The following is a 14,008-nucleotide window of genomic DNA, read 5'->3' on the forward strand; positions in this document are numbered from 1 at the left end:
TTCTCTTTTCAGCCCTTTATCCCCTCTCTCTTGAAGGAAATAATGGATCTCTGCCATTTGATTGATTAAAACGGACACATAGGGTTCTGTGACTTGTGTCACGTTTGAGTCTTTTTTAATCTAGAAATGCCTGACAAGAGAAGAGGTTGGTTCAGGTTCCCTGTTAGACAAAAGCACAGGAGGGCTTATGGAAAACATCGAACGGCAGATTGAAGCACTGGTCCCTAAACTGGTCGAGCTCAAGGCCCGCCAAGCCTATTGGTTTGGGCGTTGTCATCTGAGCTATCAAAAAGCACATCAGCAAAAACTGCAACTGCGGCAAACTCTTCTGCAACTCTTTGAGCACAAGCAACGCTTGTCTGCCAGAAAATAATCCACATCACCGCTGCCTGTTTCGGCAGCGTTCACCGGTTCTCTATCTGTTTTCAGATGTCATAAAGCGGCGGATAGCTGTTTTGAAACTTCCATCTTTCAGAACAATCAAGGAGATAGTCTATGGAGTGGGATATTCATCGACGAGATAAAGGCTTTGCATTCAGGCTGTCCGATGCAAACGACGATAAAAGTCGATTCAATCGCGGGGATCTGATTGAGTTGACTAAGGCGAATAACCATCTGACGGTAGTCGTAAAAGTGCTCAATAAACAAGGGAATATCTTTGAAGGCAAGGTGGTTCGCTTTGACAATGGCCGTGATCTGACCACGGGGGAGATCACCTATCCGTTTGAGCTTAACTCCGGCCAAGCCAGGCGAGCTCAGCGATCTTGGGATGATCTGCTGGGGATAGTTCCCTACGAGCGGGTGTGGTTTCAAACAGAGCACATCAAGGATCACCACGATACTATGAGTTTGATCGAGCTTTAACTTTGCTTGACCCCTCTCAAAAAGGGTGAGGTGTTTACCTCACCCTTTTTGTTTGTGTTGCCGGAACCGCGAAATGTTCGCCTGCTGATTAACAGGGCCAGCTGTTACAACACAAGCAGAAAATGGGTAATAAGGATTAAATCAATCAATAAAATTGCTATATTTCAATAAGATGAATGTGTTTCTTTTGAGTTGATGACAAGAGGCATCACAGTGATGGGTCCAATGATAGGTGATTGATACTGGTTGAGTCTTGTTCGGTTCATCATGAGGATGGGTTTATGGAGCTGAGTTCAAGGAAGATATTGCTACTGTTCGCGCACCCGTCGTTGGATCGCTCGCAGATCAACCGCAAATTATTTGAAGCCTCCCAAGAGATTGAGGGGGTGACCTGTGTCGATCTTTATTACGAGTATCCCAGATATCACATCGATGTTGACCGGGAGCAGCAAAGACTCCGGGAGCATGAGGTGGTGATCTTTATGTTTCCCCTCTATTGGTATTCAACCCCCTCGATTCTAAAAGAGTGGCAGGATCTGGTCCTTGAGTATGGGTTTGCCTATGGTGCTAATGGCTGGGCCCTGCAGGGGAAGCTATTTTTGTGTGCCCTGACAGCGGGAGCCCCCGAGAGCGCATTTCGTGCCGGGGGAGAGAACCACTATCGAATTGAGGAGCTGCTGCGTCCCATCGAGCAGATGGCCGTGACTTGTCGCATGCAGTATCTCCCTCCTTTTGCCCTGTTCGATGCCATTGGTTCTGCGCAATCGAACCGAATACAGCAACATGTTCGTCAATGGCAGGCGGTGCTGCGGGGGCTTCGTGAACACAGATTTGAGCTGAGCGAGATGCAGGCTGGCTTTAAGCTTAACGATATTGTGCGTCAACCCATGGATCCGGAGGGCTAATGGCTTTATTTATTCAGGCTTTAATATACCTGTGTGCCGCCGTGATCGCGGTTCCAATCGCAAAACGCTTAGGTTTGGGGTCTGTTTTAGGTTACCTGATCGCCGGGGTGATCATCGGCCCGGTGATTGGAATCGTTAGCAATGATGAAACTGCTACCTTGAATCAGTTTGCCGAGTTCGGTGTGGTAATGATGCTCTTTATCATCGGGTTGGAGTTGGATCCAAAGATGCTGCTCAAGATGTTCCATCGCCTGATGACTCTTGGTGGGTTGCAGATGGGGATCACCACGGCATTGATCATGGCTCTGGCGATGAGCATGGGACTTGGGTGGTCAGTATCGCTGGCAATTGGCCTGATGTTCTCTCTGTCTTCGACCGCGATCGTGTTGCAGACTCTGAATGAAAAGGGGCTAACCCGCACCCAGGGGGGCAGGGGGCTTTTTCGGTGTTGCTGTTTCAGGATATTGCCGTGATCCCTGCGCTGGCGTTGATCCCGCTGTTGGCGCTTCCTGAGTTGATGAATTCAGGAGACAGGCTCGTCGGGGAGGTGGCCCACCACTCGCTGGAGCTTGCAATTGTCTCTGAGTTACCTCGCTGGGGTTATGCGCTGGTGGTGCTACTGACGATCGGGGTGGTGGTGGGCGCGGGCCGATACCTGGCTCGCTACCTGTTTCGTTTTGTGGCGGATGCCAGATTACGAGAGGTGTTTACCGCGGCGGCCCTGATGTTGGTGATCGGGATCGCTGCCTTAATGACCCTGGTGGGTCTGTCGCCGGCATTGGGAACCTTTCTGGCTGGGGTTGTATTAGCCAATAGCGAATATCGCCATGAGCTTGAGAGCAATATAGAACCCTTCAAGGGATTATTGTTGGGGCTTTTCTTTATCACAGTGGGAGCCGGAATCGATTTTCAGGTGATGTTTGACGAGCTGGGTCAGGTGCTGGGGCTTACCCTGGGGGTGATCCTGGTGAAGGCCCTGGTGCTTTATGGTTTGGCTGTGGTGTTTAAGATCCGCTCATCGGATCGCTGGCTGTTTACCCTGAGCCTGGCGCAGGCTGGAGAGTTCGGGTTCGTGCTTTTAAGTTACAGCATCCAAAATAGTGTGATCCCGGTGCAGCTTGCTCCTGTCCTCTCTCTGGTGGTCGCTTTATCTATGCTGCTGACGCCGGGGCTGTTTATCGCGTTTGATAAACTGATCCTGCCAAGGTTTGATGGTGCTGAGGCCGAGCGAGAGCCGGATACCATAGATGAGGAAGGGACTGTGATCATTGCCGGGATTGGCCGGTTTGGTCAGGTCGTCAATCGACTGCTGGTGGCCAATGAGGTGAAGACAGTGGTGCTGGACCACGAAGCGGGTCAGGTCGAGAATATGCGTAAGATCCAGGTAAAGAGCTATTTCGGTGATTCTACCCGGCCTGATCTGCTGGAAACCGCTGGAATCGCCAGTGCCCGGCTCTTGATTATCGCCCTGGATGACAGGGAGCGGGCGATTGAACTGGTGAAATATGTAAAACCCAGATACCCCAGGTTGCAGATCCTGGCCCGGGCCTATGACAGAGGCCATCTCTATGCACTACGCTGCGCCGGAGCGGATCATATCCTGATGGAGACTTTTTTCTCCGCCCTTGAGCTTGGGGGGGACGCCCTGACCCGGCTTGGCTTTCATCCATTTCGGGTGGAGCAGCTTAAAGCGGCTTATTTAGATATTGAAATTGAAGGGCGCGAGCGCCTCTATGCCAGCTGGAAAGAGAATACCGAAGAGAACCGCTTTAATGCCTCTTACCGGGAGCTTTTCATGGCCCTGGAGCAGACCATGGGGGAGGCGATGCAACGGGATCGGGAAGATCACCACTCCAGGTTGGAGCGGGATTGGATGCCCCCGCCTAAGGCCTACCATGATGAGTTTGCTCACCCGGAGGATCCTACTGTGCCTAAAAGTGATGAATTATGAAGCAGATCACAAAGCTCAGGCTACAGAGAGATATGATTAAATGGATAAATCTATAAAAACAAAGTGGCAGGATAGAGCGATGAAACGATTCAGGCTGTGGTGGCCGAAAGGTGATAGTAGCTCGTCAGATAATGGAGGGCAGCCAGCCAACTGGCTGGGCATTGAGCTGGATAAGGAGACAAACGATCCGGAAGCCCAGGGAAAGCTGGAGTGGTGGGCAACCTTTGGCTGGGTGATCGGTACCTGGCTGGTGGTCGGCCTGGTGGCGGTTGCCATTCTCCAGTGGTGACTAACCAGGGATACCCCCTCGGCTATGCCGGGAGACTCGCATAGGTATACCTTTCCTGCGGTCTTATCAGTTGTATTTCGAAGCCGTCCTATCGACAGGCATAAAGCCATGTATGGGGCTCAGCTGCTGCGATTCTCATCCCTTATAATCTTGCCTGGTCCGGCGATATCCATCCATGGATATCTCTGCCAACTCGGCATCTGCTGCAGAAGGTCAGCTTAACAAAGCTCAAAGCAGCACTTGAACTTGAGGGGCGGGAATAACTACCCGGATTAAACCATAAATGCTCTAGGGGCTGTCGTCATGAGCGGACTAGTTTGAGTACAATATATTCTTTCATCATTAATCTGGAACTACACAATGAAGAGCCCAGCCCACCGACGCCATGACATATCAGACCGAGTATGGAGCCTAATCGAACCCCATATATTGGGAAGAAAAGGTGATTGGGGAAAGGCGGGTCGAGATAACCGACTCTTTATCAATGCTGTTTTTTGGATTTTAAGGACAGGCTCACCTTGGAGAGACCTTCCTCCCGATTATGGCGACTGGAAAAATACCCATCGACGCTTCAGTCGCTGGCGTGATAAGGGAGTTTGGGCTCGCCTCCAGGAACGTTTAATCCATGAGCCTGATTTTGAGTGGCTGATGATCGACGCCAGCCATATCAAAGTCCACCCAGATGCCAGCGGTGCTCAGGGAGGTAATCAGGATATGGGGATAACAAAAGGGGGCTAAACAGTAAAATCCACTTGGCTGTAGACTCTCATGGCATGCCTGTTAAGTGCTTTGTTACCTCAGGTACAACGGCAGACTGTTCTCAGGCCTTGGCTCTGATTGATAGTGTCGATGCTGAGTATTTACTGGCTGACAGAGGCTACGATACCAATGCCTTGGTCTCCCAAGCCGAGTTTCTGGGAATGAAAGTGGTTATTCCATCGAGGAGAAACCGGAAGGTGCTACGGGAGCATGATAAAGGTCTCTATAGAGTTAGGCATTTGGTAGAAAATGCTTTTCTTCATCTGAAGAGGTGGCGAGGAATCGCGACACGATATGCAAAAAATACCGCTTCATTTGAAGCGGCGGTTCAAATACGTTGTGTAGCACTATGGGCTGCCATCTTATGACGACAGCCCCTAGCGCGGCCCCTCAAAGGCCAGAACCTTTTTCTCAACCTGGCGAAACAGCAGGGTCAGTGCTCCGTTGACCGTCAGGTACAGGGCGCCGGCGATCCCAAAGATCACCAGGGTGTCATAGGTTTGGCCGTTGATCCGCTGGGCATACCCCATCAGATCCATGATGGTGATGGTGCTTGCCAGAGAGGTACTCTTGAAGACCAGGATCACCTCATTGGAGTAGGCCGGGACGGCGCGGCGGATCGCATAGGGTAATAACACTCTGAGGCTGGCCAGCTTGTTCATGCCCAGGGCCCGGCACACCTGGGTCATGCCATCGGGGATCGCATCATAGGTTCCCTTAAACAGCTGAGTGCTGTAGGCCGCAGTGTTGAGAGCCAGGGCCAGCATGGCACAAAACCAGGGTTGTGCCAGCCAGGGCCAGAGAAAGCTCTGGCGAACTCCTTCAAATTGGCCGGGGCCGTAGTAGATCAAAAAGATCTGCACCAGCAGTGGAGTACCGGTAAACAGGGTGATGATCCCCCGGCTCAGCCACTGGAGAACCGGCATCCTGGTGATCAGAGTGGTTGTCATCAACATCGCCAGCAGGCAGCCGACCAGCAGGGCGGCAAGGGTGAGTTCCAGGCTGGTCTGGAGTCCTTCCAACATCTGCCACAGGTATTGTTCGTTCATCAAGACTCCTTAAGCGGCGCTGAGCCCTTTGATCTGAAATTTCTTATCGATGAGCTTGATCAGTCGCTGGGTCAGCAGGGTGATCACCAGATAGATCAGCGCGGCGCTCAGATACCAGGTGAAGCTGTCGTGGGTCGTTGCTGCACTGAGCTGTGCCTGACGCATCAGATCCGTCACACCGATCAGCGAGACCAGTGCCGTATCCTTGAGAAGGACCAGCCATTGATTGGTAAGGCCGGGCAGGGCGTGCATCACGGTCTGTGGCAAAATGATCCTTTGCAGGGTCCGTATCCGGTTCATCCCAAGTGCCCTGGCGGACTCCCTTTGCCCCTGTGGGACCGCCTTAAGCGCCCCCCGCAGAGTCTGTGAGGCGTAGGCTGCAAAGATCAGCGACAGGGCGATGCTTCCCGAGACAAAGGGACTGATATCTATGTAGGTACCAAAAATCAGGTAGAGGATCTGGCTTGAGCCAAAATAGATAAACAGCACCACCAACAGCTCAGGTAAGCCTCGTAGCATGGTGACCAGTGCGGTCGCAGGCCAGGCGATGAACCTTGCTCTTGTCATCTCCAGCAGAGCAAACACGATGGCCAGCAGCAATCCTAGTAGCAGGCTGCTTACTGCAATCTGCAGGGTCATGACACTGGCCTTCACCAGGGTGAGGGAGTAGCCCGATAGCAGCATCTTAACTTCCAAAATATTTGTTGTAGATGATCTGGTATTGGCCGTTCTCTTTGATCGTGCTCAGGGCCTGGTTAAGCTGGGCCAGTAACTTGGTGTTACTTTTGTTGACCGCGATCCCAAAGCCATTGCCAAAATAACTGGGGTTGGTGACCGGCTTGCCGATGTAGTGAAGTTTACTGTCTTTTTTGACCCAGTCCGCCAGGATGGCTGTATCCGAGAAGATCGCGTCGATCCGGCCAGTCTTGAGATCGTTAAATGCGTCCAGATAACTGGCGTAAGGTACTGCCGTGACTCCAGGCATCTGTTCAAGCAGGTAGCGTTGGTGGGTGGTGCCGTTTTGCACGCCGACCCGCTTATCTTTGAGGGATTGCTGGCTCTTCAGGTTGTCACTGAGGGTGACAAATGCCGCGGCATTCTCATAGTAGGGCTGGGTAAAACTCACCTGCTTGCTGCGAGCTTCGGTGATATCGATCGCTGAGATCGCGGCATCATAGCGATGGAACTTAAGTGCGGGGATTAGGCTGTCGAAGGGGACGTTATGGAAGGAGCACTGGGCATTGAGCTCCTGGCACAGGGCGTTGGCCAGATCGACATCAAATCCTTTGATTTCATTGTTTTTATTAACATATTCGAAGGGAGCATAGGTCGCTTCCATCTCAAATTTGATTACCTGTTTTGCGACGACCTGAGTTGAGATCAGGCCAAACAGGGCTGCACAGATTAATTTTTTCATGAATCACTCCATCAGTGAGTAGGGGCTTTGGTGTTTGGACGACACCCGGCAACGAATTAATGGGTCAGGTATTGAGCAAAAGCCTGGGTTTTCGGGGACTGGAAGGTGCGTCGGCAACCCTGCTCTATGATGCGTCCATGCTCCATATACAGGAGGTGGCTTGCGATCTTTTTGGCAAATTCAACCTCATGAGTCACGACGATCTGGGTGATCCCGGTTTCACTGAGCTCGTTGATGATCTGCACTACCTGATTTGTGATGGCCGGGTCCAGGGCGGCGGTGGGTTCATCAAACAGCAAGACTTCTGGCTTCATCATCAGGGCTCTGGCAATGGCGACCCGCTGCTGCTGCCCTCCCGAGAGTTGAAGTGGCCACGCCTGAGCTTTGTCTGACAGGTGCAAGGTTTCGAGGATTGCCATCGCCTGCTCAGTGGCCTGCTTTTTACAAAGGCCCAACACCCGCACCGGGGCTTCGAGTAAGTTATTGAGAACGCTCAGGTGTGGCCAGAGATTGTACTGCTGAAACACCATTCCAACCTTACTGCGCAGGGCGAGCCCCTGCTTCTCGCTGATTGGTCCACAAAAGTTGAACTGCTGGCCCGCGATCTTTAGCACTCCGGATTGTCCCTGCTCTAACAGGTTCAGGATCCGTAGCAGCGAACTCTTGCCAGCTCCGCTGGGTCCTAACAGAACCAGAGTGTCACCTTTATTACACTCAAAGCTAATTTCGTGAAGAACCTGGTGTTCTCCGTAGCTTTTATTTAAACCTGAAACCTGAATGCCCATTCCAATATCCTGCATTTTTATTGGGAAGCTTCATACTACCTACAATGATGAGATATTCAATAGAAATGTATTAAAATTCATAAGATCCTATTTTTGTTGCCTGGTTACCAGATAAGAGAAGCTTACTGAAAAGAGATGAAATGAGTCATTCTTGAGGGGTAATATCTTTATATACAAAGGGTTACTGGATTGAATAGGGTTTTCCGAACTCAATTCTGAGTCTCAATTGAGCCAATGATCTTGATTTTATATTTCATGGCATTTTTCGCTATTTATGCTGGCCTGATTCAGGTTCTATTCTGAATCTCCGGCAGGTTTCCAGGCGGCCAAAACTATGCTTTATCTGAAGAATAAAATCCAAAGCCGTGTTGATTTGCAAGTGATTATTAACTGTTGAGTTCTGGCTGAGTAAGGCTTTCGGCTATGGTTGTTGGTTAAATGGGTTGATTTAACTTTTCAATGATGTAGAAAACTTGTGAAAACAGGGTTGTGTTTATCGATCTCAATGCTAGGATGGGATTTCGGGCACTTATTGCCCGGTACCAGGGAATCAGGTTGAGGGAAGATGAATGACATCACGTACAATGACATTTCGTTTGCTATTAAGCTCGCTGCCATTGCTTCTGTTGCCATGGAGCCAATCAACTCTTGCAGAGCCAAGGGATCAGGGCAGCCTACCGATGCCAGCTCATACCTATGAGATCACCGACTTTACCGGTATATCTGCCGATGGCGATACCCAGCTCATGATCGAGGGGGGCGAGCACTATTCGGTGAAGATCAGCGCAAACTTGCCACAGGATCCACAGGGACAATTCCGGGATCTACAGGTGGTTAAAAAGAATGGGCGATTGGTTATCTCTCAGGGCAAAGTCGATACAGGCTGGCTGTCCAAGGTTAAGGATGCCTTGGGGATGGGGGATGGCTCGGAGCGGCTACAAGTGAAGGCGGTTGTGACACTGCCCACCCTCAGCGAACTCAGGCTACAGGGGCATGCGCTGGCTTGGGTCAAAGATATCCGGTCAAAGGAGCTCATGATCAATTTATCGGATTCAAGTTATCTCAAGCAATTACAGGGTAATGTCCAGGCCCTTAGCCTGAAGATGACCGACCACAGCAGGGTTGGCGAGTTAAGTCTGGTAAAGCCTGCAGAGTCTGTCGCGATCAATATGCAGGAGAGTAGTTCGATTCGCTCTTTGGATCTTTCCCATGGGGTAAACCAGTTACCGGTACGACTGGCTGGAGTCAGTAATATTCGTCAGGCTGAGGGAAGGGTTGAGCAGTTGGATGCGAGATTCTCCGGCAGCAGTAACCTGAACCTGAGTGCATTACAGGCCCATCATGTCAATGTTGATGGCCGTGATACGGCCAATGCCAGGGTACAAGTTGTTAAACTGCTTGATGGGCAGATGCAGGGCTCGGCTCACCTGGATTATATTGAGATGGGGACGCCTCAGATCGGAGTTTCCAGTGGCCTGTTTAGTGCAGTGAACCCCGAGGCCACTGATATCTCAGAGCCTCTACAGATGACCCCGGCAACCGTCCGCAACCTGCAATACAGTCACGCCCTCGCCATTTAATCTCTACAGGCCGGTTGTTTGAACCGCTCACAAGTTTGTGAGCGGTCTCTTATGACCTCAAGCCCGAATGTCTTAATTTTTCAGGTCTTCTACGGATTGCTGCTGTCTGTCAGCCGAGTATAGTGGCGGCGCTGTTTCTCCACCCTATCGAGTATTAGGGGGCCGGAGTTTTCAATCTGCTCTGTATGGGCACAATCATGATCTATTTTCATAGGGTTTACTGCGTGATATCCGGAGTTGTTGCTCGCTATTTATTGTTGGTTGTTCTGTTTTCACTCTCTTTACCGGCCGTAACGGCAGCACCCCTTGATGTGGCTTGCTTCCCCAAGGGAGATGATAATATCTTTCATTTTCATCACATCCTGGTGGACGGCAATGTGCTGCTCAGGATTCAAAGTGGCCAGGACTATGCCTTTGATGCGGTTTCCTGGGGCGATAAAAGGCTGCTCAAACAGTTACAAATCCGTACTACTTCCGGTTCTCTGGTGATTAAGCGCCAGCCAATGTATGGATGGCTGAGCCGTGTTGGCTGTTATCTGTCATTCGGGCAGTGGGATCACGCTTGTCTGGCCCTGGCGCCAATCCAGCTGAGTGTGACTCTTCCCCAATTGGACTCTCTGAGCTTACGCGGTCGAAGCCAGGCATTTTTTAATCATTTTAATGCTAAGCGACTGGCGATTAGCTTATCTGATCGCAGTCAGCTCATGCACTTTGAGGGGCATGTCAGAGATTTATCCATTGAACTGGCGCAGCATAGCAAAATCCGCCAACTGAGTATTTTGCGTCATCTTCAAAGACTACAGCTAAGCCTGATGCAGGATGCCTCCATTCATCAGCTTTACCTTCCCCAGGGGGGGAATCAGCTGGATGTCAACATGGCTAACAGGAGCCAGGTTCGTCATCTGTATGGTTCTGTACAATCGATCAAACTAACTCAATCGGGTAGCAGTAACTTTAACGGTGAAGGATTACTGGCTGAGGAGATCAATCTGCTGGCCGGTGATACCAGTAATGCCAGGGTTCGGGTCGGTCAGCGCCTCAATGCCAGGTTGACCGGTTCGGCCCATGTTAGCTATCTCACACAGGGGAGACCCCAAATCTCCCTCGATCAGAGCCCTTTTTCTGCTGTGACTTCGTTATCTGAGACTTCGCAGTCTAACTCTTAGGATTTCACTATGAGCCCCGGGCATGGCTCGGGTGGCTCAAGTCTACACCAGCAGCATTTTAAGTTGCTGCTGTTCCAGCCACTGACGATCCCTGTCCGGGATCCCCCGGTCGGTGATCAGGGTATCAAATTGCTCAACCGCTCCAAGGTTTGCCGGGTAGATCTGGCCGAATTTCGAGGAATTGGTGAGTAAAATATTACGCTGCCCCTTGGCCAGGATTGCTCTGACCACATCGGCACGTAAGAGATCTTTATTGGTAAACCCTGTGCTGGGATGACATCCGTCAATACCGATAAAGGCCTTACTAAAATGCAGCTGCTCGATTCCCAGCAGCGTCAGGGGGCCAACCAGGCTATCACTCTGGCTCTGATAATTCCCCCCGAGCAAAATCACTTGGGCGCGGCCCTCTCTTAGGTGCTGGGCGATGGCACAGTTAGGAGTGATCACTGTGACCGCCCTGGAGTTCAGTTGGCGGGCAAGAAGGGCGTTGGCGCTGCCCCCCTCGATGAGGATCGACTCCCCATCCTCGACTAGCTCACTGGCCCGGACCGCCAACCTGAGCTTGGTGTCAAAGTGAACATTAAGTCTGTCATTGAGACTTTCCTGCACCAGGGCCTCGGCCCCACCGTGGATCCGGCGCAGGTAGCCCTGTTGCTCCAACGCCGAGAGATCCTGGCGGATCGTGACCTGGGAAACCCCGGTCTGCTCTGCCAGCAGTGCAACAGAGGCTTTTTGATGGGTCTCAACCAGTTGCAGTATTTGACAATGTCTTGGATGCATAATCGTTAGCCGCTTGGGGGCGTCTCATCCTAATGAGTGCTCGGTGCGGGCAATAATATCATTCTGAGCCTCCGCCGATAAAGCGGTAAAGAAGGCGGAATAACCCGCGACCCGCACCACCAGATCCCGGTAGCGATCGGGATAACGCTGCGCCTCCAGAAGCATCTGTTTGGAGACTATGTTGTACTGCACATGCCATCCTCTGTGATGATCGAAGAAGGTCGCCAGTAACAGCTTGAGCTTAAGTTTGTCGGCCCTGGACTCAAACCCGGCGGGAGAGATCTTCTGATTCAGCAATACCCCACCCAGGATCTGCTCGGTGGGCAATTTGGCGATCGAGTTAAACACTGCGGTAGGTCCCTGGGTATCGGTGCCCGATGAGGGGCTGGCTCCCTCAGCCAATGCTGCTTTCGCTTTTCGCCCATCAGGCGTCGCCATGGTGGCAGAGCCAAAAGGCACATTGGCCGAGATACTGGAGGTTCCTGCATAGTAGCCTCCACCAATGGGGCCGCGGCCATGGCGGGTATTGTGATAGTTCGCCAGTTCATCTATGTAGCTTTGATAGGCTCGCACCAGCAGGGTGTCGACGGATTCATCGTCATTGCCATATTTGGGAATCTGATTGATAAGATGCTGACGCAACTGCTCCCCTTCGGATCCCGAGAAGTCGTTTTCCAGCTGGGTTGCAAGCTGTGGCTGAGTGAGTTCAGAGGTATCAAACAGGGTTTGTTTGACAGCCATCAGGCTGTTTCCGAGGTTGGCTATTCCGACCTGCAGGCCTGAGATCCAGTCATAGACGGCGCCCCCCTCTTTAATACTCTTTCCCCGGGCCAGGCAGTCGTCAACCAGGGCGGAGCAGAGTATATCCGGAGCATTCTCCTCCAGCACAGTATCCACCACGCAGTCGATCTCGACCGATTTACGGGTGAAGTAACGACACTGCTGATCCCAGCAGCGCATCACCGACTCGAAGCCATCAAAGTTATTGAGGCTGAGCCCTTGTTGCTGGGGAAGAAACACCTGGCCCGTGGTTGCATCCCGTCCCTGCTCAAGGGCTGCAAGCAGCACCCGCGGAAGGTTAATAAAGCTCATGCCGGTGCAGCGATAGCCCCACTTGCCCGGGATCGCAGTTTCGATACAGCCGATAGCAGAATAGTTGTAGGCATCCAGCTTGCTGACTCCTAACTTAATAAATTCAGGGATCACTATCTCGTCATTGTTGAAGGCGGGCATGCCGAAGCCACAACCAATCACCTCAAGACAGGCATCGAGAAACTTGGGCTCCAGTGATGAATGATAGCGGACACTGAGGTTGGGCTGGGTGGATCGAAGTCGACCACAGGATTCTAAAATGGCCCAGGACAGGGAGTTGACCGCATCCTTTGCCCGGTTTGTCGTCGGATCCCAACGCTGACCGCCGATGGTGACATTCTGGTACAGGGGGCTGCCTGCGGATGCCTTTGAGTGGCTTCCCGAGCGGATCTTGTTGATTTCCAGTAGCTTGAGCCAGCAGCCATGCAGCAGCTCGATTGCTTCATCACGGGGCAGTGATTGGTTGATCTCCACGTCCTGTTGATAGAAGGGGTAAAGATATTGGTCCATTCGGCCAAATGAGACCGAGTGACCATTGGACTCTATCTGCAGTACCAGCTGGATAAAGTAGCAAAGCTGCAGCGCCTGGTGAAAATTCTGTGGGGGATGGGTTGCTATGTGGCGGCAGTGCGAAGCCAGTCGATCCAGTTCTGCTGCTCGCCAGGGGCGTTGTTCACTGCGACTCATCTCACCGGCAAGCTCGCTATAGCGTAGGATATAGTGTTGCAGTGCATCAAAAGTGATGGCAACCGCCTTGAGAAACTGGGATTGTTTTAGCCCCTCCTGAGTCGTGCGATCCCGCTCTTGTAGTCGCTGAGCTACCTCCTGCTGCAAGCCTTTGATCCCAAGACGCAGTACCTTAGCAAAATCCACTGCCAGGTGGGCATCGCCCGAGGTCATATTACCTTCAGCCTTGATGATGGTGCTCTTTAAAATTGCGGTCTGCTCATCATCGAATAGTGCCTGAGCCTTGTCCTGAACTGTGTGGCCCTGCCAGTAGGGAATGATGCTCTGCTCAAGTTGCAGCTTGTTTTGTTCGCTCAGTTTAAAGCCTGCGCCGGGCCGGTCGGAGAGATCATCGAGCTCAGCGGCCAGCCACTGCACTGTGTATTCCGGAAAGATCGGGGCGGCCCTGAGCTGACTTGCCTGATTGCCGACAATCAGTTCGTCGTTATCTATCCAGACTGTCTTGTTGCTGAGGTGATCTGCCAGAGCCAGGGCTCGGCGGATCACCAGGGGTTGAGCTGCCTGCTGTTGGTAAATGCGTGTGTAGCTCTCGGCGCGCTCGATACAAACCGGGGCCTTGGTGATATTAACCAGGCGCTCTTTGTGATTCTTGACTCTGTGGCTGAGGGTGGTCAGATCCATATT

14 protein-coding genes and 1 pseudogene are annotated in these 14,008 nt (G+C 51.9%); 9 read left to right on the top strand and 6 right to left on the bottom strand.

Translation table 11 applies throughout. The features are described from left to right. The first annotated feature begins 187 nt into the window (after window positions 1–187). From DB847_RS10735 to DB847_RS10760, 7 genes and pseudogenes are all read left to right on the top strand, one after another. Window positions 188–373: a hypothetical protein gene (locus tag DB847_RS10735; RefSeq protein ID WP_108650674.1), complete on the top strand. Its 186-nt coding sequence runs from the start codon at window positions 188–190 to the stop codon at window positions 371–373. A gap of 122 nt (window positions 374–495) precedes the next feature. Further along, entirely contained in the window at window positions 496–864 is a 369-nt protein-coding gene (locus DB847_RS10740) for a hypothetical protein (RefSeq protein ID WP_108650675.1), read from the top strand. Window positions 865–1,145: 281 nt separating this feature from the next. Continuing rightward, window positions 1,146–1,769 carry an NAD(P)H-dependent oxidoreductase gene (locus tag DB847_RS10745; RefSeq protein WP_108650676.1) on the top strand — a complete coding sequence of 208 codons (624 nt, stop codon included), beginning with the start codon at window positions 1,146–1,148 and terminating at the stop codon, window positions 1,767–1,769. Further along, window positions 1,769–2,877 (top strand): annotated as a pseudogene (locus tag DB847_RS25545) (monovalent cation:proton antiporter-2 (CPA2) family protein); the annotation flags it as partial. The gene DB847_RS10745 and the pseudogene DB847_RS25545, both read left to right, overlap by 1 nt. Before the next feature lie 45 nt (window positions 2,878–2,922). Beyond that, on the top strand, window positions 2,923–3,720 hold the full coding sequence (locus tag DB847_RS25550; RefSeq protein WP_234418609.1) for an NAD-binding protein: 798 nt from the start codon (window positions 2,923–2,925) through the stop codon (window positions 3,718–3,720). 79 nt (window positions 3,721–3,799) lie between these two features. Continuing rightward, window positions 3,800–4,009 (top strand): hypothetical protein, encoded by a 210-nt coding sequence (locus DB847_RS10755; RefSeq protein WP_108650677.1) that lies wholly within the window; start codon window positions 3,800–3,802, stop codon window positions 4,007–4,009. Window positions 4,010–4,369: 360 nt separating this feature from the next. Next, window positions 4,370–5,136, top strand: a protein-coding gene (locus tag DB847_RS10760) for an IS5 family transposase (protein WP_108650678.1) whose coding sequence is annotated in 2 segments (ribosomal slippage) — window positions 4,370–4,745 and window positions 4,745–5,136 — 768 coding nt in all. Because the reading frame shifts where the segments join, the coding sequence is not laid out codon by codon here. A gap of 9 nt (window positions 5,137–5,145) precedes the next feature. Here the strand turns inward: DB847_RS10760 and artM are convergent. The 4 genes from artM to artP are packed head-to-tail and all read right to left on the bottom strand — an operon-like array spanning window position 5,146 to window position 8,019. Then, window positions 5,146–5,817: an arginine ABC transporter permease ArtM gene (gene artM / locus DB847_RS10765; protein WP_108650679.1), complete on the bottom strand. Its 672-nt coding sequence runs from the start codon at window positions 5,815–5,817 to the stop codon at window positions 5,146–5,148. 9 nt (window positions 5,818–5,826) lie between these two features. Then, on the bottom strand, window positions 5,827–6,501 hold the full coding sequence (gene artQ / locus DB847_RS10770; RefSeq protein WP_108650680.1) for an arginine ABC transporter permease ArtQ: 675 nt from the start codon (window positions 6,499–6,501) through the stop codon (window positions 5,827–5,829). Window position 6,502: 1 nt separating this feature from the next. Continuing rightward, window positions 6,503–7,234: a transporter substrate-binding domain-containing protein gene (locus tag DB847_RS10775; RefSeq protein WP_108650681.1), complete on the bottom strand. Its 732-nt coding sequence runs from the start codon at window positions 7,232–7,234 to the stop codon at window positions 6,503–6,505. A gap of 56 nt (window positions 7,235–7,290) precedes the next feature. Beyond that, complete coding sequence (artP, locus tag DB847_RS10780) at window positions 7,291–8,019, bottom strand: arginine ABC transporter ATP-binding protein ArtP (RefSeq protein WP_199911802.1); 729 nt, start codon at window positions 8,017–8,019, stop codon at window positions 7,291–7,293. Between the two features lie 569 nt (window positions 8,020–8,588). Between artP and DB847_RS10785 the strand changes: the two genes are divergently transcribed. Together DB847_RS10785 and DB847_RS10790 are read left to right on the top strand one after the other, a co-directional pair. Further along, window positions 8,589–9,599 (top strand): GIN domain-containing protein, encoded by a 1,011-nt coding sequence (locus tag DB847_RS10785; RefSeq protein WP_108650683.1) that lies wholly within the window; start codon window positions 8,589–8,591, stop codon window positions 9,597–9,599. Between the two features lie 197 nt (window positions 9,600–9,796). Then, window positions 9,797–10,765, top strand: a complete 969-nt coding sequence (locus DB847_RS10790; protein ID WP_159084532.1) for a GIN domain-containing protein — start codon at window positions 9,797–9,799, stop codon at window positions 10,763–10,765. 42 nt (window positions 10,766–10,807) lie between these two features. Here DB847_RS10790 and DB847_RS10795 read toward each other — a convergent pair whose 3' ends face one another. Together DB847_RS10795 and DB847_RS10800 are read right to left on the bottom strand one after the other, a co-directional pair. Further along, window positions 10,808–11,545 (bottom strand): DeoR/GlpR family DNA-binding transcription regulator, encoded by a 738-nt coding sequence (locus DB847_RS10795; RefSeq protein ID WP_108650685.1) that lies wholly within the window; start codon window positions 11,543–11,545, stop codon window positions 10,808–10,810. Between the two features lie 24 nt (window positions 11,546–11,569). Continuing rightward, on the bottom strand, window positions 11,570–14,005 hold the full coding sequence (locus DB847_RS10800) for a formate C-acetyltransferase/glycerol dehydratase family glycyl radical enzyme (protein ID WP_108650686.1): 2,436 nt from the start codon (window positions 14,003–14,005) through the stop codon (window positions 11,570–11,572). Between the last annotated feature and the right edge of the window lie 3 nt (window positions 14,006–14,008).

The sequence above is a fragment of the Dongshaea marina genome (assembly GCF_003072645.1).
In the GTDB taxonomy this organism is placed as follows: domain Bacteria; phylum Pseudomonadota; class Gammaproteobacteria; order Enterobacterales; family Aeromonadaceae; genus Dongshaea; species Dongshaea marina.